The organism is Serratia sp. Res13-Sevr-LER1-36-b (assembly GCF_015673035.1).
In the GTDB taxonomy this organism is placed as follows: Bacteria; Pseudomonadota; Gammaproteobacteria; order Enterobacterales; family Enterobacteriaceae; genus Chania; species Chania fonticola_C.
In genome coordinates, this window is sequence record NZ_JADACK010000017.1 from 17,258 (window position 1) to 33,192 (window position 15,935).

A 15,935-nucleotide genomic window follows, 5' to 3' on the forward strand; every position below is an offset into this window, starting at 1 on the left:
TTCGGTTCGTGCGATCAAAGGGGAAATTTGGGGGTTAACCGGCGGATGGATGATGTGGTCAGATTAGAATTATTGCTGAGTTTTTACGGGGCAACGAAGTTTTTCCCTAGCTAATCTATTGATTATATAAGTGGGTGCAGCATGCTGCACCCCTACGTATTGCTTAGCCAGTTCAGGTTTTTTCAGCCGTTCCCCCTCGCCGGTGATGACGAGGGGGGACAGACCTAATTAGTCACATTGAACCTTGATCGCCAGACCGCCACGGGAGGTCTCACGATACTTGGCGTTCATGTCTTTACCGGTTTCGTACATGGTTTCGATCACCTTATCCAGCGACACACGTGGCTCGCTGGTGCGGCGCAATGCCATACGCGCCGAGTTGATCGCCTTCACCGAGGCAATGGCGTTGCGCTCGATGCAAGGGACCTGAACCTGGCCAGCAACGGGATCGCAGGTCAAGCCCAGGTTATGCTCCATGCCGATTTCGGCGGCGATGCAAACCTGCTCAGGGCTGCCGCCAAGCAACTCGGCCAGGCCCGCAGCGGCCATCGAACAGGCCACACCAACTTCGCCCTGGCAACCCACTTCGGCACCGGAAATCGAGGCGTTCATTTTATACAGCGTGCCAATCGCACCGGACGCCATAAAGTAGCGGACATAGGTTTCCGGGCTGACGGACTCGATGAAATGATCGTAGTAAGCTAGCACGGCAGGGACGATCCCACAGGCTCCGTTGGTTGGGGCAGTCACCACGCGACCACCGGCGGCGTTCTCTTCGTTCACCGCCAGCGCAAACATGTTGACCCAGTCGATCACGTTCATTGGGTCACTGGACAGTTTGTCTGAGGAAACCAGCAAGCGGCGCAGGGCGGAGGCTCGGCGCGGAACCCGCAGCGGGCCAGGCAGTACGCCTTCGGTATTCAGACCGCGATCGATACAGGCGCGCATGGTTTGCCAAACGTTGCCGAAATAGGCCTCGATCTCCTGCTTGCTATGCAATGCCAGTTCGTTTTGCATGACCATCCCTGAGAGGGACAGGCCAGTGGCATGGCAGTGAGCCAACATTTCGCTTGCCGAGTGGAACGGATAGGGAACCGAGATTTCGTTACTTTCGGCTTTGCCGAAATGTTCTTCGTCAACGATAAACCCGCCACCGATGGAGTAATAGGTTTTACTGTAAATCTGCTTGTCGCCAGCGAAGGCATGGATCTGCATGGCGTTTTCGTGCAGCGGCATATTGTCGCTACGGAATACCATGCCGCCGTCGCGGGGGAAATCGACTTCGTGCAGGCCGCTGGCCAGCATCAGGCGTTGACGTTGTTCAACATCGCGAATAAAGCCCGGGATGCCATCGATATCGACGGTATCAGGCATATTGCCCGCCAGGCCGAGAATGATGGCGATATCGGTATGGTGACCTTTACCGGTCAATGAGAGTGAGCCGTAAACATCGACGGCAACACGCGTGACGGAAGGCATCAAGCCTTCGTTTACCAGATCGTCGACAAACTGTTTGCCGGCTTTCATCGGTCCAACCGTATGAGAGCTGGACGGGCCGATGCCGATCTTAAACATGTCGAAAACGCTAATCACGCTAAAACTCCTTAAAGAGGCATATTGTTATGGCTGCTGCGGTTAAAAACCGTGCAGGGAACGGCGATAGTGTAAAAGGGCCGTACGGGTTTTGCGGCCCTTTTCGCATGAAATAAAGTAATCCTTGGTATTGCTGTTAACGCCTTAAAACGCGACCGGGGTAATCCTTATAATATTAGTGGTTTATTCCGGTCGTGGCTATTTTACAGGTATTTCGTAAGGTTGAAGAGAGAGTTTACAGTTTTTTTAAAACATCGATAGCGGTAACGGTAGTTGATAAAACAGGCTGCTGGAGTGATAGCGATCGCTTTATACTCAAAACGACAGGTAATCCCGGCTTTAACGTGATGTGTGTCGCAAAAAATGCCAATTCAAATGCTGACTTGCTGCGCCAGGCGGCGAATAATCGCGGCCGTCAGGCCCCAAACGAACTGGCTCTGATACCAGGAAAGATAGACTCGATGTGCGTGACCACCACGATGGATGTCCAGCGGATAATAGCGTGAGAGCCGCAGTGCTTCGTGCAGCGGGATTTCGAACACCTCGGCGACCTCATCTTCGTTGGCATGAAACGCCACATCTGCCGGGATCAGGCCCACTACCGGCGTCACCTGAAAACCGGTGCTGCTGTCGAGCGGGGCCAACTGACCGAGGATATGCACCCGCTGCGGTGGGATCGCTACTTCTTCCTGCGCTTCACGCAGTGCGGTAATGATGGGAGAACCGTCTTCAGCATCGGTTTTACCGCCGGGGAAGGCCACTTGACCCGCATGTTTACGCAATGAATCGGCGCGGCGAGTGAGCAGCAGGGTCGGTTCTGGCCGACAAACGATCGGGATCAGCACGGCGGCTGGGCGCGAATTGTGAGAGATCTGCATCGCCTGCGGCTGTTGCAGCTGAAAGCGGCTGATAAAATCGGCCAATGAGGCCGGATAGTCCTGATGGCTCACGAAACGGTAAACTCCCCCAGCTGTGGCAAAATACGGCCTACTTTATCAAAGGTTTCCTGATACTCCGCCTGTTCCTGACTATCGGCAACGATGCCACCACCGGCAGAACAGTTGATGCGCCCGTTTTCGGCAATCAGGGTGCGGATGGTGATATTGGTGTCCATGGTACCGCAAACGCTGAGATAGCCAATGCTACCGCAATAGGCATTACGGCGCTGCGGCTCCAGTTCCTCGATGATTTCCATTGCCCGCACTTTGGGCGCGCCGGTAATCGAACCGCCGGGAAAACAGGCGCGCAACAGCTCGCTAGCCGAGCGGTTAGCGGGCAGGGTGGCAGTAATGGTACTGACCAGATGATGTACCGCCGGGAATGGCTCAACCACGAACAGTTCCGGCACTTTGACGCTGCCAGGCTCTGCCACACGGCCAATGTCATTACGCAGCAGATCGACAATCATCAGATTTTCGGCCCGGTCCTTGGGTGAATTGGCCAACTTTTGCGCCTGTTCTGCATCCAGCGCGGCATCAACAAGGCGGGGTAGCGTACCTTTGATGGGCCTGGTCTGGATCTGCCGATCGGCCAACCACAGGAAACGTTCTGGTGAAACACTCAACACCGCGTTGGCGGGCAGGCGCAGGAACGCAGAGAACGGCGCACGGTTGCTGGCGTTTAACTGCTGGAATGCCTGCCATTCGTCCCCTTGATAAGGGGCGGAAAAACGCTGAGCCAAATTGATCTGATAGCAATCGCCACTGCGCAGATAGCTCTGGATACGCCGGAATTTCTCGCCATATTGCTGGCGCGTCATGTTGGCCTGCCAGTTGCCGGTCAGGGCGAAGGGGGGCTGTGGCACAACCCGCTGTTGGTTAAGCCATTGCCAGCGCTGTTCTACATCCCCATAGCTGAGCAGGGTCAGTTTTTGCTGATGATGATCGGCGATCAGTGCCCAGTCATAAATGCCCACCGCCATATCCGGCAGCTTGATATCGGCCTGTGCCAACTGCGGCAACGCTTCGATACGTCGTCCCAAATCATAGCCAAAAAGCCCTAGCGCTCCCCCTTGAAAGGGAAGTTCGCCGTTCAGCGGCGGATGCAGGTTGAGAGCGTCTAGCTGTTGCTGTAACAGCACAAAGGGATCTTCAGGCGAGTTACTGCGAGTCCCTCCCTGCTGGATCTCGGTGCTGGCACCGCAAGTAGTCAGCGTGGTGCGCGGTTCTGCCACCAGAATGTCAAACCGGTTATGCGGGTGCTCGGCAAAGCCTGAATGCAGCAGCATAGCCCAAGGCCGTTGTGCCAATGGAGCGAACAGCGTTAATACGGCTTCGCGCGTATAGGGTAACGATTTGAGGTTTGGGGCGGTGACATTCATAGGGTTCAATCAACCTGATTCACGTAAACAGCGGTGTTGGCAGCCATTCTGCCACATTACGCCATAGGGTGCTGCTTACAGATTAGCCGGATGAAAAGTAAACCAAGCGTAAATGGAGCATTTTTTGCCACGTCTGCCATAATATAAAATGTAAAATGCCATTATATATTCGCTGAAAGAAATTTCCTCGGTGAATATTTTAATAAGTAAAATAATAATAAAGGTATCTTCTTTTACCCGATAATTATTCTAATTACCCCGCAGGTGAGGGCAGCAATGTCATTAAAATTAAGCGTTATTGTTCCTTTGCATAATGTTGGGGAGCTATTTATTCCTTTCTTGAATTCATTGCTGGCGCAACATGAGCAGCAGTTGGAGGTGATCATCGTTAACGATGGCTCCACCGACGGCTCAGGAGAGATCGCGCACCGCTACGCCGCGCAGCATCCACATATCAAAGTCATCGATCAGCCCAATTCAGGGGTCTCCAATGCTCGCAATGCCGGGCTCGCCGTGGCCCGAGGCAAATATGTCGCCTTCCCCGATGCCGATGATTTATTGGATCCGAAAATGTATTCAACGCTGCTTACATTAGCCGAAGAACATCAATTAGACGTGATGCAATGTAACGGCGAACGCTATTTTGCAAGCAATGGTGATTTGCAACCCATTATTCCTGCTACGCGCCTGAAAGATACGGCGGTTATTTCTGGTGCACAGTGGTTGGAAAATGCGTTGAAATCAAGACGCTTTATTCATGTGGTGTGGTTAGCCGTGTATCGCCTGGATTTTATCAAGCAGCACCAACTCTATTTCGAACCTGGTTTACACCACCAGGATATCCCATGGACCACCGAGGTGATGTTCAATGCTCAACGAGTTAAATACCTGAGCAAACCGCTATATCGCCAACGGGTACACGACCGCTCGATCAGCAACCGTCGCCGTACCGGGAAGGCGAACGTCGAGTATCAACGCCACTATATGAAAATCGTCGAGATGCTGGTGGCACTGAATCAGCGTTACAGCAGCAAGATCTCGATTTGTGCGGCCTTCCATTGGCAGATCGCGCGTGAGGCACTGGGGATTTGCCATAGTATTCGCCGTGAGCCCGAACTGCAGGCGCAACAACAGATCGCTGAAGATTTCTACCGGCGCGGCATTCAGCGGATGATGATCGACAATATGCGGGGGATCAAGCAGACATGGCATGTGATGTTGTGGCTGCATCGCTTAAAACAGTGGCGCATTGATAACGTGACTCCCTTGCGGGCCAGCGAATAACAGGTGTAGGGATCTGCGCCGTTAGCGCGTATAATTCACGCCTATTTTACCGGGGAGAAATACATGCTTGCAGGTATGCCGTCACTGAGTCACCAAGAACAGCAGGAAGCTGCTGAACGTATCCATTTGCTGATGGGGCAGGGCATGAGCAGCGGAGAGGCCATCGCGACGGTGGCACAGGAAATCCGTGAAAAACATCAGGGCGATCAGGTTAGCGTGATGTTCGACGATGAAGAAGAACAAGAACATCAGCAGGAAGAACCGACCGAATATCTGGACGAAGATAGCGAAGACGACGAAAACTACTGACGTTAGCGGGGGTCGGTATCCCGAACCCCCAACCGCTTTACCCTTGCACCGTCACCGCAGCAGCGGCCTGCTTAGCCAGCTCTACCGCTTGCTCTACTTCTGGTGCAACGGCCAGTGCAACGCCCATCCGGCGTTTGCCCTCGATGTTCGGTTTACCGAATAGCCGCACCTGATTATAACCACTTAGTGCCGTCTCCAACCCACTGAAACGCACATTGTCGCTGCTTAGTTCTGGCAGGATCACCGCAGAAGCGGCCGGCCCGAACTGGCGTATCGCGTTAATCGGCAGCCCAATGAAAGCGCGTACGTGCAGCGCAAACTCGGACAGATCCTGCGAAATCAGCGTGACCATGCCAGTGTCGTGCGGGCGTGGGGAGACCTCGCTGAAAATCACCTCATCACCGCAGACGAACAGCTCAACGCCGAACAGGCCAAATCCACCCAGTGCGTTAACCACCTTTGCGGCGATCGCCTGAGCACGGCTTAATGCCAGCTCTGACATCCGCTGCGGTTGCCAGGACTCGCGGTAATCCCCATCTTCCTGACGGTGGCCGATCGGCTCACAGAAATGTACGCCATCGACGGCGTTGATGGTCAGCAGGGTGATCTCGAAATCAAACTTGACCAGTCCTTCAACAATGACCCGGCCTCCGCCAGCGCGGCCACCAAGCTGTGCGTAATCCCAGGCGGCACCCAGTTGCTGCTCTTCACGGATCAGGCTTTGCCCTTTGCCGGATGAGCTCATCACTGGCTTGACGATGCACGGGTAACCGATTTCGGCCACCGCTTGGCGGAAGTTTTGCTCGTTATCGGCAAAGCGGTAGCTGGAGGTGGGCAGTTCCAGCGTTTCAGCGGCCAGACGGCGAATACCTTCACGGTTCATGGTCAGACGTGTGGCTTCGGCACAGGGGACGACGTGATGGCCCTGTTGCTCCAACTCAACCAGCATGCTGGTGGCGATAGCCTCTATTTCCGGCACGATAAAATCGGGGCGTTCCTGTTCGATCAACGCTTTGAGCGCCGAACCATCCAGCATATTGATGACGTGGCTACGGTGTGCCACATGCATGGCTGGGGCATCGGCGTAACGGTCGACGGCAATCACTTCCAAGCCTAAACGCTGGCATTCGATGGCCACTTCTTTGCCCAGCTCGCCTGAGCCGAGTAGCATAACGCGGGTGGCGGCAGGACGCAGGGCGGTTCCAATAGTTAACATAGTCTGATACCTGGATCTGAATGAATTCACGGGTCTGACACTGAGCGCGCAGTATATACGAAAACGATTGCGTACGACCAGCGGTGCATATTAACTGCTTTTTTTAACGCTGAAATCCGGAAACCCCACCAACTCTGTTATCATCTGCGCCTGATCCGGTGCCAGCCAAGCGCAGCGCCGCCTTTCCACTTGCTATATAAGAGTTATTGCCGTGAGCACAGTTTCTTTTTCTTCCCTGCCGCTGCCAGCTGAACAGTTGGCCAACCTCAACGAACTGGGGTATGCCGAAATGACGCCGGTACAGGCCGCAGCACTGCCTGCCATCCTGAACGGGCAGGACGTACGTGCCAAAGCGAAAACCGGTAGCGGTAAGACGGCGGCATTTGGCATCGGCCTGCTGGATAAAATCAACGTTGCCAAAGTGGCAACCCAGGCGCTTATTCTGTGCCCGACGCGTGAGCTGGCCGACCAGGTGAGCAAAGAGCTGCGTCGCCTGGCCCGCTTTACCCAGAACATCAAGATACTGACCCTGTGTGGTGGCCAGCCGGTGGGGCCACAACTCGACTCCCTGGTGCATGCGCCGCACATTGTGGTGGGTACACCGGGCCGTGTGCAGGAGCATCTGCGCAAGAAAACCCTGGTGCTGGACGAGATGACCGTGCTGGTGCTGGATGAGGCCGACCGCATGTTGGATATGGGCTTTGCCGATGATATCGATGATGTGATCAGCTACACGCCGCCACAGCGCCAGACCCTGCTGTTTTCTGCCACCTATCCGGCGGGCATTGAGCGTATTAGCGCCCGTGTACAACGCCAGCCACTGAATGTGGAGGTCGAAGATGGCGATGAGCAAGCCTCTATCGAACAACGTTTCTATGAAACCACTCGCGATCAACGTCCTGCGGTGCTGGTGAGCGCCATCCGCCATTATCAGCCAGCGTCCTGCGTGGTGTTCTGTAACACCAAGCGTGATTGCCAGAGCGTGTATGAAGCGCTGGAAGCTCGTGGTATCAGTTGCATGGCGCTGCATGGCGATCTTGAACAACGCGATCGTGACCAGGTGCTGGTTCGCTTTGCCAACCGCAGCTGCCGTGTACTGGTAGCGACCGATGTGGCCGCGCGTGGTCTGGATATCAAAGAATTGGAGTTGGTGGTCAACTACGAACTGTCGTTTGACCCTGAGGTTCACGTCCACCGCATTGGCCGTACTGGTCGCGCCGGCCTGAGTGGGTTGGCGATCAGCCTGTGTACGCCGCAGGAAATGGTGCGTGTTCATGCTCTCGAAGAGTATCTGTCCATGCGCGCAAAATGGTCACCCGTGTCTGAGCTGAGCGGGGCGCCTAACACGCCGCTGGAAGCGGAAATGGTCACCCTGTGCATTGACGGCGGCCGCAAGGCTAAAATTCGCCCTGGCGATATTCTGGGGGCGTTGACCGGTGACGCCGGGCTAACGGCGGCAGAAGTCGGCAAGATCGACATGTTCCCGGTGCATGCCTATGTGGCTATCCGTAAGGCCAGCGCCCGTAAGGCACTGCAACAGCTTCAGCAAGGTAAGATCAAAGGCAAGAGCTGCAAAGTGCGGCTGTTGAAATAATAAACGGCAGGGCGCTTGCAGCCCTGCCCGAAATCACTCTATACTGTATAAAAACACAGTATCATAACCTTTGAGGAAGATGCTCATGGCTGTTGAAGTGAAATATGTAGTAGTGAGAAACGGTGAGGAAAAAATGACTTTCGCAAATAAGAAAGAAGCCGATGCCTACGACAAAATGTTGGATCTGGCCGATAGCCTCGGTGAATGGTTGCAGCAAGCGCCAGTCACGCTGGAAGAAGAACAGCGTGAAGGGTTGAGCTTCTTCCTGGCGGAACACAAAGATGTGCTGGCGCAGATCCTGCGTGGTGGTGCCCCGCAAGAAGCCGCCAAAAAGCCCGCTAAAACCAAAGGTGAGAAACCTGCCGCCGCCCCGGAAGAAGGCGCTGCGTCAGAAGAGCAGCAGGCCGCCTAAGCAGTGTTACAGCAACATGACCATAACCAAGGATCCAGCATGTCCCGTGAGATAACCTTCTTCAGCCGTTTTGAGCAAGATATTCTGGCTGGGCGCAAAACCATCACCATTCGGGATGCCAGCGAGGCTCACTTCCAGCCGAATGAGGTGCTGCGTGTCAGCCGCAATGAAGACGGCGTATTTTTCTGTTATATCGAGGTAAAGTCGGTAACGCCGGTGCGCCTGGATGAGCTAACGCATGAACATGCGCAGCAGGAGAATATGACGCTCAGCGAACTCAAGCAGGTGATCCAGGATATCTACCCAGGGCTGGATGAGCTGTTTGTCATCGCGTTTACCAAACGTTAGCCTCGGTTCGCCACTTAATCCTCCGCATCGCCCCAGCCACTTTTGTGGGAACTGGCGCGATGTTGTGGAGGAAATCCTCCATCTTGTCTGTTCTGACACCTCCATTGAAAAAATAGCTACGTGGCTTGTTAAGCTGGTGAAATTCGTGTCACTCTTGCCTTAATCAAAGTAAGCGGATGATTTAGCAATGATGACACCTCCCAAGGCAGAAAAACGGCCTTACCCAATTACCATCCATGGTGACACGCGTGTGGATGACTACTACTGGCTGCGCGATGACGAACGTACCGATCCCCAGGTATTAGACTATTTGCGGGCTGAAAATGCCTACACCGACGCGCAGCTAAAGCCACAACAGGCGCTGCGTGAAACTCTGTATCAGGAGATGGTTGCGCGTATTCCACAGCAGGAACATTCCGTGCCTTACGTCAGGCGTGGTTTCCGCTATCAGACCCGGTATGAGCCGGGTAATGAATATGCGCTGTATGTGCGGCAACCCGCAGCGGCTACTGAGCTTTGGGACACCTTGCTCGATGGCAATCAGCGTGCGGAAGGGCACGAGTTCTATACGCTGGGCGGGTTGGACGTCAGCCCGGACAACCAGCGTCTGGCCGTAGCGGAAGACTTCCTGTCGCGCCGCCAATACGATATCCGTTTCAAGGATTTACGCGACGATAGCTGGGCCGATGAGGTACTGGAAAACACCTCTGGCAATTTCGAGTGGGCGAATGATTCCGCCACCGTCTACTACGTGCGTAAACATGCCAAGACATTGCTGCCATATCAGGTCTATCGCCACGTGGTGGGCAGCGATCCGCAGCAGGACGTGCTGATCTACGAGGAACAGGATGACACTTTCTACGTCAGCCTGGAAAAAACCACCTCCGAGCGCTTTATCCTGATCCACCTCAGCGGTACCACCACCTCAGAGATCCTGTTGCTGGATGCGAACAGTGCAGACAGTAAACCGCAGATGTTTGCGCCGCGCCGCAAAGATCACGAATATGCCATCGATCACTACCGTGAGCATTTCTACATTCGTTCTAACAGAAACGGCAAGAACTTTGGCCTGTACCAGAGCGAGCAGGCTGACGAAAGCCAATGGCAGGAACTGATTGCCCCGCGCACCGATGTCATGCTCGAAGGGTTCAGCCTGTTCCGTGACTGGCTGGTGGTGGAGGAACGCATCGCCGGGCTGACCCAACTGCGCCAAATCCACTGGCAGAACGGTGAAGACAAGAGCATTGCTTTTGACGATCCGACCTATGTCACCTGGCTGGCCTACAACCCAGACCCGGAAACCGAGTTGCTGCGTTACGGCTATTCCTCCATGACCACCCCAACTACGCTGTATGAGTTGAATCTGGACAGTGGCGAGCGGGAGTTGCTCAAGCAGCAGGAAGTGAAAAACTTCACGGCGGAAGATTATCGTAGCGAGCGCGTGTGGGTGAAAGCCCGTGACGGCGTCGAGGTGCCGGTATCTTTGGTTTACCGTGCTGACCGCTTTGCACATGGGGCGAACCCGCTGATGGTGTATGCCTACGGCTCCTATGGCAGCAGCATGGATCCGGCATTCAGTGCCAGCCGCCTAAGCTTACTGGATCGCGGCTTTGTCTTCGCGCTGGCGCATATTCGCGGCGGTGCCGAACTGGGGCAACTCTGGTATGAAGACGGCAAGCTGTTCAACAAACAAAACACCTTTAACGACTTTATCGACGTCACTAAGGCATTGGTAGAGCAAGGCTATGGCGATGCTGACCGAGTGTTTGCCATGGGCGGCAGTGCCGGTGGTTTGCTGATGGGCGCGGTAGTCAACCAGGCTCCTGAGCTGTTCAATGGCGTAGTGGCTCAGGTGCCGTTTGTGGACGTGGTAACCACCATGCTGGATGAGTCTATACCGCTAACCACCGGTGAATATGACGAGTGGGGCAACCCAAACGACAAGGCGTATTACGATTACATCTTGCAGTACAGCCCTTACGACCAGGTGAAAGCGCAGGATTATCCGCATATGCTGGTCACCACCGGGCTGCATGATTCGCAGGTGCAATACTGGGAGCCTGCCAAGTGGGTGGCGAAACTGCGTGAGTTGAAAACCGACGATCGCCAACTGCTGCTATATACCGATATGGATGCTGGCCACGGCGGCAAATCTGGGCGCTTTAAGGCTTACGAGGATATTGCACTGGAATATGCGTTTATTCTGGCGCTGGCGGAATAAATCATCGCGGGCAGGAGACTGCCCGCTTGATTAACCCAACAGGTAGTATTTCAACGTGTGTTTCATATCCGGGCTGAGATCGTCGATTGATTTCAGCATCCAACGCAGATAGCCAGGATCTTCCAGCGCCACCTGCTCAATAGATTGCCCACGATATTTGCCGAACTTGAATTTTTTCAATAATACCGGCTGCTCGGTGATTTCCAGCATCTGTTCTGGCGTCCAACCGGAGTCCTGCACAATGCGTTGTAGCAGTGCGGCGGTGACATAGCAGTCGTACAGTGCGCGGTGTGGATAGAGCGCGGTGTCCTGTGGCAGTTGCACATCCAGATTCAGCGCATAGCGCAGGTATTGATTACCATATTTAATGTCTGGGTACAGCGTACGTGCCAGCTTGAGGGTACAAATCCAGGCACCGTTCATTTCTGGCAGCATGGCCCGATCAAAGGCAGCGTTATGCGCAACATAATATTGGCTGCCCTGGTAACGCCCAATAGCGACGGCGATACGCGGCTTGCCCTCAACCATCTGCTCGGTGATGTGGTGAATGGCCATGGCGTCCAGGCCGATAGGCCGATCTGGGCTGATCAGGTCGCTCATCGGATTAGTGATTTGCCCGTCGATCACGTCAACGGAAGCGACTTCCACTACGCCGCCGTCTAGCCCACAGGTTTCAGTATCGATTACACGTAACATCATGATGTTCCCAGCTAAAGTCTATTCCCTAGCTTAACGATATGGGGCTGCGATGCCAACCTGTCTTTTTGCAGGCAACAAAAAACCCGCCTCGGCGGGTTTAACTACGGTCAGAAACTGATTTACTCACCAGATGTAGACGACTGTCCTTTTTTGGAACGTTTCTCCGCTTTTTTCTCGGCTGGGGTTTTCAACGGTTTCTTCTTCGCATTTTTCTTGCTGTCCATTCCCTTACTCATGATGGCCTCTTGGTTAACCTATGGTTGGGTGGCTTGCCGAACCATTAACCCCCTAGCGGCCACCATATGCAAGCAGCAAAGGGTATGGAAACGTCAACGCCTTGTTTATCCAATGATTATTTATTATTAACCTTTATGTATTAAAAATGTTATAATGTAACAAACCTATGTACACGGAGTGTGCCATGACAGTCATGACATTATTAAGCGAGCAACAACTGCTGGCGATGCCAGAATCTGATTACATGAATACGGAGCAGCGGGCGTTTTTCCGCCAACGCCTATTGGACGAGCAACAAAAACTCTGGCAGCACATCGACGTGTTGAAACGTGATATCGACAGCGGCGATATTAGCGGTGACGAAGCGGATAAAGCCGCGCGCGAAGAAGATCTGCGCCTGCTGTTCCGCCAATTGGATCGGGAAACCCGCCTGCTGCCGAAGATGGCCGCCGCCCTGCAGCGCCTGGAAACCGGTGATTTCGGTTATTGTCTTGAAACGGGTGAGCCTATCGGCCTGCCACGCCTGTTATTACGCCCCACGGCAGAGCTGAGTATTGAAGCCAAAACCGCACAAGAAATGCGCGAACCTCATATGCGTAAAAGCAAGTCGACTTCATTTTGAGCAAACGCACACTAACATGTTGGTATAGGTGGAGGTTTTAGCGTTTTACCGTTGACCTGATGAGCGGCTTCGGCTTTGATGAGGGTATCACTCACAGAGAGACGTACGCGCCATGGAACAATTACGAGGTTTGTACCCGCCATTATCCGCCTATGACAGCGGTTGGCTGGATACTGGAGATGGGCACCGGATCTACTGGGAGCTGAGCGGCAATCCAAACGGTAAGCCTGCGGTATTTATCCACGGCGGGCCTGGCGGTGGTAGCGCACCTTATCATCGCCAGCTGTTCGACCCGCAGCGCTATAAGGTTTTGCTGTTCGATCAACGTGGCTGTGGCCGTTCCAAACCGCATGCCAGTCTGGACAATAACACTACCTGGCACCTGGTTGACGATCTCGAAAGACTGCGTGTCATGGCCGGAGTCGACCAGTGGCTGGTCTTTGGTGGCTCCTGGGGTTCCACGCTGGCGCTAGCCTATGCACAGACGCATCCGCAACGCGTCAGCGAGATGGTGCTGCGGGGGATCTTCACGCTGCGTAAGCAGGAACTGAGTTGGTATTACCAAGATGGCGCTTCCCGCTTCTTCCCGGATAAATGGGAGCGGGTGCTGTCTATCCTTTCGGAGGAAGAACGCAAGGACGTGATTGCTGCCTACCGTCAACGCCTGACGTCACCGGATCTGCAAGTGCAGCTTGAGGCTGCCAAATTGTGGAGCGTGTGGGAAGGGGAAACGGTAACGCTGTTGCCAAGCGGTGCCTCCGCCTCCTTTGGCGAAGATGATTTCGCGCTGGCCTTTGCCCGTATTGAGAACCACTACTTTAGCCATCAGGGCTTTCTCGACAGCGATGACCAACTGCTGAGCAACGTTCCGTTGATCCGTCATATTCCGGCGGTGATCGTTCATGGCCGTTACGATATGGCCTGCCAGGTACAAAACGCCTGGGATCTGGCCAAAGCCTGGCCTGAGGCTGAACTGCATATTGTCGAAGGGGCAGGGCACTCCACGGATGAACCGGGTATTTTGCACCAGCTGATGCTGGCAACCGACCGTTTTGCCGCCCCTCACGCCAACCCTCTCCCATAGGGAGAGGGAGCTGTTAGCCCCTGCTCATTTGGAGGTAAATCGGTAACTTTAGCAAAATCGATCACCTCCTCATCCAAGGTGAGTCCCGATAAATTTCAAACACACTCGATCGGTTCCCTCTCCCTGTGGGAGAGGGTTAGGGTGAAGGGCCATTACTTCATTTTAGGTTCGTAAGGCAGGCGAGAGAATTTGTGTGATTCGACGCGATAGTGCATCACACGCTCGCGGAAGTAGTCCTGCAGATGCTTTGGCTGCTCACGTTCCACCATCTCAGGGATCACCGGCATATTGTAGCGTTCCTTGAATGCCACTCCAGACGCGGCCAGATCAACGTTCACCTTGTCCATCTCGTCTTTGGAAAGCTCTGCCAGATTGTAACCCATGGGATCCTCCTTCTAGTGTGTAACGGCAACTCAGCGCAGAAGGTAATCTACCGTGCCGCGCTTGGCAAGCTTCTCAAGCCAACATATCCCTATCATCTTCAGACTCTGGACGTAGAGTCATTACAAAAAGCAGGGTGATATAATGTTTAAGCCGAATGTCGTTAGTTTATTTTGTTAAATAAGAATGATTCGTCTTACTTTAAATATAAAGATGAAAATGATTATCATAATAATTTAATGTTAAAATAAGTTATTTATAACACTTTGAATTTATAGGTAAATTTCACATTAAATTAATGAATGTAAATCAAGTGTTTTTATTTTGTGTTAATCAAGGCATAATGTGGTCAATTAAGTTTATGACCTGAGAAAATAATAGGGATCCTCATGCTAACGCAAGCAATGACCACGAAACTGAATGAGCAACTGAATCTGGAATTCTATTCCGCCAATTTGTATTTGCAAATGAGCGCCTGGTGCAGCGATAAAGGCTTCGAAGGGGCTGCCGCATTCCTTAAAGAACATTCACGCGAAGAGATGCAGCACATGCAGCGTTTGTTCGACTACCTCAGTGATACCGGGGCGTTGCCACTGATCGGCAGCATTTCTGCACCGCCGGTAGAGTTTGAATCACTGGCGGACGTTTTCCAGCAGACTTACGAGCATGAGCAACTGATCACTCGTCAAATCAATGAATTGGCGCACGTGGCTATGACCACACAAGACTACTCAACCTTCAACTTCCTGCAATGGTACGTTGCCGAGCAGCACGAAGAAGAGAAGCTGTTCAAATCCGTACTGGACAAGTTGGCGCTGGTAGGCAACAGCGGCAAGGCACTGTTCTTCATTGATAAAGATCTGAAGAGAATGGGTGCCGAGGCAGTAAGCGGTAACGGCCAGGCCTGATAACCCGCTTTTGTCATCAATCTGAAAACCGCGTACTTTTCACCGTACGCGGTTTTTTTTGCCCTGTATTTATCGTGCAGCTATAGCGATACGTGCTGCCAGATCGCAAAATATCAGTGATGTGCTCGACTTGCCGATTCACCGTCGTTATGATTTAACGCGATACGCTACCGGGAGGTAGAGAGTTATAACAGTGAGTTACCCACTCCTTCTGCTGTTTACCCGTGGCGCAATCACAGTGGTGGGTTGAGGCTGCGGAAACATCGCTCCGCGTAACCGGTCTTGGCCCTTATCACCTACATAATTGATAAAGGACTCCTCCGTGATCGCTAAAATTCGTTCATCCTATCGCCTGCTTTCCACCATTTTTGTACTGTTTGTCGGCTTGTCTTCTCAGCAGGCGTTGGCGCATGCCCACCTGAAAGTACAGACTCCGGCGGCAGACGCCACCGTAAGCTCTGCGCCAAAAGTGTTGACGCTGAATTTCTCCGAAGGCATCGAGCCTAACTTCAGCGGTGTCAAAGTGACCGGCCCAGATAACGCCGTGGTTAAAACTGGCAAGCTGGATCTGGATCCAAGCAACAATACCCAGATTAACGTACCGATTGAAGGTGATCTGGCTGCGGGGAAATACCAGGTCAGCTGGCACGTGGTTTCCGTTGACGGTCATAAAACCAAAGGTCAGTACAGCTTTACCGTTAACTAAG

16 protein-coding genes are annotated in these 15,935 nt (G+C 53.4%); 10 read left to right on the forward strand and 6 right to left on the reverse strand.

Translation table 11 applies throughout. The annotated features are described in order from the left end of the window. Positions 1-228 precede the first annotated feature (228 nt). The 3 genes from sdaA to pabB form a co-directional block, all read right to left on the reverse strand. Positions 229-1,593: an L-serine ammonia-lyase gene (gene sdaA / locus IMQ33_RS10050; RefSeq protein WP_024486973.1), complete on the reverse strand. Its 1,365-nt coding sequence runs from the start codon at positions 1,591-1,593 to the stop codon at positions 229-231. Positions 1,594-1,964: 371 nt separating this feature from the next. Further along, the gene (locus tag IMQ33_RS10055; RefSeq protein WP_024530210.1) at positions 1,965-2,543 is read right to left on the reverse strand and encodes a CoA pyrophosphatase; all 579 of its coding nucleotides are present in this window, start codon (positions 2,541-2,543) and stop codon (positions 1,965-1,967) included. After that, positions 2,540-3,913, reverse strand: coding sequence for an aminodeoxychorismate synthase component 1 (gene pabB / locus IMQ33_RS10060; RefSeq protein ID WP_196061491.1), 1,374 nt, complete (start codon positions 3,911-3,913; stop codon positions 2,540-2,542). The genes IMQ33_RS10055 and pabB overlap by 4 nt, the downstream gene beginning before the upstream one ends. A gap of 276 nt (positions 3,914-4,189) precedes the next feature. Here pabB and IMQ33_RS10065 point away from each other — a divergent pair, with 276 nt between their 5' ends. Next, positions 4,190-5,197 carry a glycosyltransferase gene (locus tag IMQ33_RS10065; RefSeq protein WP_196061490.1) on the forward strand — a complete coding sequence of 336 codons (1,008 nt, stop codon included), beginning with the start codon at positions 4,190-4,192 and terminating at the stop codon, positions 5,195-5,197. 63 nt (positions 5,198-5,260) lie between these two features. Further along, complete coding sequence (locus tag IMQ33_RS10070; RefSeq protein WP_161738974.1) at positions 5,261-5,506, forward strand: YoaH family protein; 246 nt, start codon at positions 5,261-5,263, stop codon at positions 5,504-5,506. 37 nt (positions 5,507-5,543) lie between these two features. Here IMQ33_RS10070 and purT read toward each other — a convergent pair whose 3' ends face one another. Next, entirely contained in the window at positions 5,544-6,722 is a 1,179-nt protein-coding gene (gene purT, locus IMQ33_RS10075) for a formate-dependent phosphoribosylglycinamide formyltransferase (RefSeq protein ID WP_196061489.1), read from the reverse strand. Positions 6,723-6,933: 211 nt separating this feature from the next. On the opposite strand from purT, the gene dbpA reads away from it, so the two are divergent. From dbpA to IMQ33_RS10095, 4 genes are all read left to right on the forward strand, one after another. Continuing rightward, positions 6,934-8,316: an ATP-dependent RNA helicase DbpA gene (gene dbpA / locus IMQ33_RS10080; RefSeq protein ID WP_024530215.1), complete on the forward strand. Its 1,383-nt coding sequence runs from the start codon at positions 6,934-6,936 to the stop codon at positions 8,314-8,316. 85 nt (positions 8,317-8,401) lie between these two features. Then, complete coding sequence (locus IMQ33_RS10085; RefSeq protein ID WP_065685556.1) at positions 8,402-8,728, forward strand: YebG family protein; 327 nt, start codon at positions 8,402-8,404, stop codon at positions 8,726-8,728. 39 nt (positions 8,729-8,767) lie between these two features. Further along, on the forward strand, positions 8,768-9,076 hold the full coding sequence (gene yqfB / locus IMQ33_RS10090) for a N(4)-acetylcytidine aminohydrolase (protein ID WP_024530217.1): 309 nt from the start codon (positions 8,768-8,770) through the stop codon (positions 9,074-9,076). A 187-nt stretch (positions 9,077-9,263) separates the two neighbouring features. Next, positions 9,264-11,297, forward strand: a complete 2,034-nt coding sequence (locus IMQ33_RS10095; protein ID WP_196061488.1) for a S9 family peptidase — start codon at positions 9,264-9,266, stop codon at positions 11,295-11,297. Between the two features lie 30 nt (positions 11,298-11,327). Here the strand turns inward: IMQ33_RS10095 and exoX are convergent, their stop codons facing one another. Then, on the reverse strand, positions 11,328-11,996 hold the full coding sequence (exoX, locus tag IMQ33_RS10100) for an exodeoxyribonuclease X (RefSeq protein WP_065685558.1): 669 nt from the start codon (positions 11,994-11,996) through the stop codon (positions 11,328-11,330). A gap of 421 nt (positions 11,997-12,417) precedes the next feature. Between exoX and IMQ33_RS10105 the strand changes: the two genes are divergently transcribed. Both IMQ33_RS10105 and pip read left to right on the forward strand, forming a co-directional pair. Then, positions 12,418-12,855, forward strand: coding sequence for a TraR/DksA C4-type zinc finger protein (locus IMQ33_RS10105; RefSeq protein WP_021806760.1), 438 nt, complete (start codon positions 12,418-12,420; stop codon positions 12,853-12,855). 112 nt (positions 12,856-12,967) lie between these two features. Continuing rightward, positions 12,968-13,939 (forward strand): prolyl aminopeptidase, encoded by a 972-nt coding sequence (gene pip, locus IMQ33_RS10110; RefSeq protein ID WP_065685559.1) that lies wholly within the window; start codon positions 12,968-12,970, stop codon positions 13,937-13,939. Between the two features lie 152 nt (positions 13,940-14,091). Here the strand turns inward: pip and IMQ33_RS10115 are convergent, their stop codons facing one another. After that, the gene (locus tag IMQ33_RS10115) at positions 14,092-14,322 is read right to left on the reverse strand and encodes a DNA polymerase III subunit theta (protein WP_021181054.1); all 231 of its coding nucleotides are present in this window, start codon (positions 14,320-14,322) and stop codon (positions 14,092-14,094) included. 387 nt (positions 14,323-14,709) lie between these two features. Here IMQ33_RS10115 and ftnA point away from each other — a divergent pair, with 387 nt between their 5' ends. Both ftnA and yobA read left to right on the forward strand, forming a co-directional pair. Next, positions 14,710-15,228: a non-heme ferritin gene (gene ftnA, locus IMQ33_RS10120; RefSeq protein WP_021806759.1), complete on the forward strand. Its 519-nt coding sequence runs from the start codon at positions 14,710-14,712 to the stop codon at positions 15,226-15,228. Positions 15,229-15,550: 322 nt separating this feature from the next. Next, the gene (gene yobA / locus IMQ33_RS10125; protein ID WP_065685560.1) at positions 15,551-15,934 is read left to right on the forward strand and encodes a CopC domain-containing protein YobA; all 384 of its coding nucleotides are present in this window, start codon (positions 15,551-15,553) and stop codon (positions 15,932-15,934) included. The last annotated feature ends 1 nt before the right edge of the window (position 15,935 follow it).

What these genes read in the sequence shown, in the direction of transcription:
- pabB (WP_196061491.1), bottom strand. Translation starts at nt 3,913, where the DNA reads ATGAATGTCACCGCCCCAAACCTCAAATCGTTACCCTATACGCGCGAA.
- IMQ33_RS10065 (WP_196061490.1), top strand. Translation starts at nt 4,190, where the DNA reads ATGTCATTAAAATTAAGCGTTATTGTTCCTTTGCATAATGTTGGGGAG.
- IMQ33_RS10070 (WP_161738974.1), top strand. Translation starts at nt 5,261, where the DNA reads ATGCTTGCAGGTATGCCGTCACTGAGTCACCAAGAACAGCAGGAAGCT.
- purT (WP_196061489.1), bottom strand. Translation starts at nt 6,722, where the DNA reads ATGTTAACTATTGGAACCGCCCTGCGTCCTGCCGCCACCCGCGTTATG.
- IMQ33_RS10085 (WP_065685556.1), top strand. Translation starts at nt 8,402, where the DNA reads ATGGCTGTTGAAGTGAAATATGTAGTAGTGAGAAACGGTGAGGAAAAA.
- yqfB (WP_024530217.1), top strand. Translation starts at nt 8,768, where the DNA reads ATGTCCCGTGAGATAACCTTCTTCAGCCGTTTTGAGCAAGATATTCTG.
- IMQ33_RS10095 (WP_196061488.1), top strand. Translation starts at nt 9,264, where the DNA reads ATGATGACACCTCCCAAGGCAGAAAAACGGCCTTACCCAATTACCATC.
- exoX (WP_065685558.1), bottom strand. Translation starts at nt 11,996, where the DNA reads ATGATGTTACGTGTAATCGATACTGAAACCTGTGGGCTAGACGGCGGC.
- IMQ33_RS10105 (WP_021806760.1), top strand. Translation starts at nt 12,418, where the DNA reads ATGACAGTCATGACATTATTAAGCGAGCAACAACTGCTGGCGATGCCA.
- pip (WP_065685559.1), top strand. Translation starts at nt 12,968, where the DNA reads ATGGAACAATTACGAGGTTTGTACCCGCCATTATCCGCCTATGACAGC.
- IMQ33_RS10115 (WP_021181054.1), bottom strand. Translation starts at nt 14,322, where the DNA reads ATGGGTTACAATCTGGCAGAGCTTTCCAAAGACGAGATGGACAAGGTG.
- ftnA (WP_021806759.1), top strand. Translation starts at nt 14,710, where the DNA reads ATGCTAACGCAAGCAATGACCACGAAACTGAATGAGCAACTGAATCTG.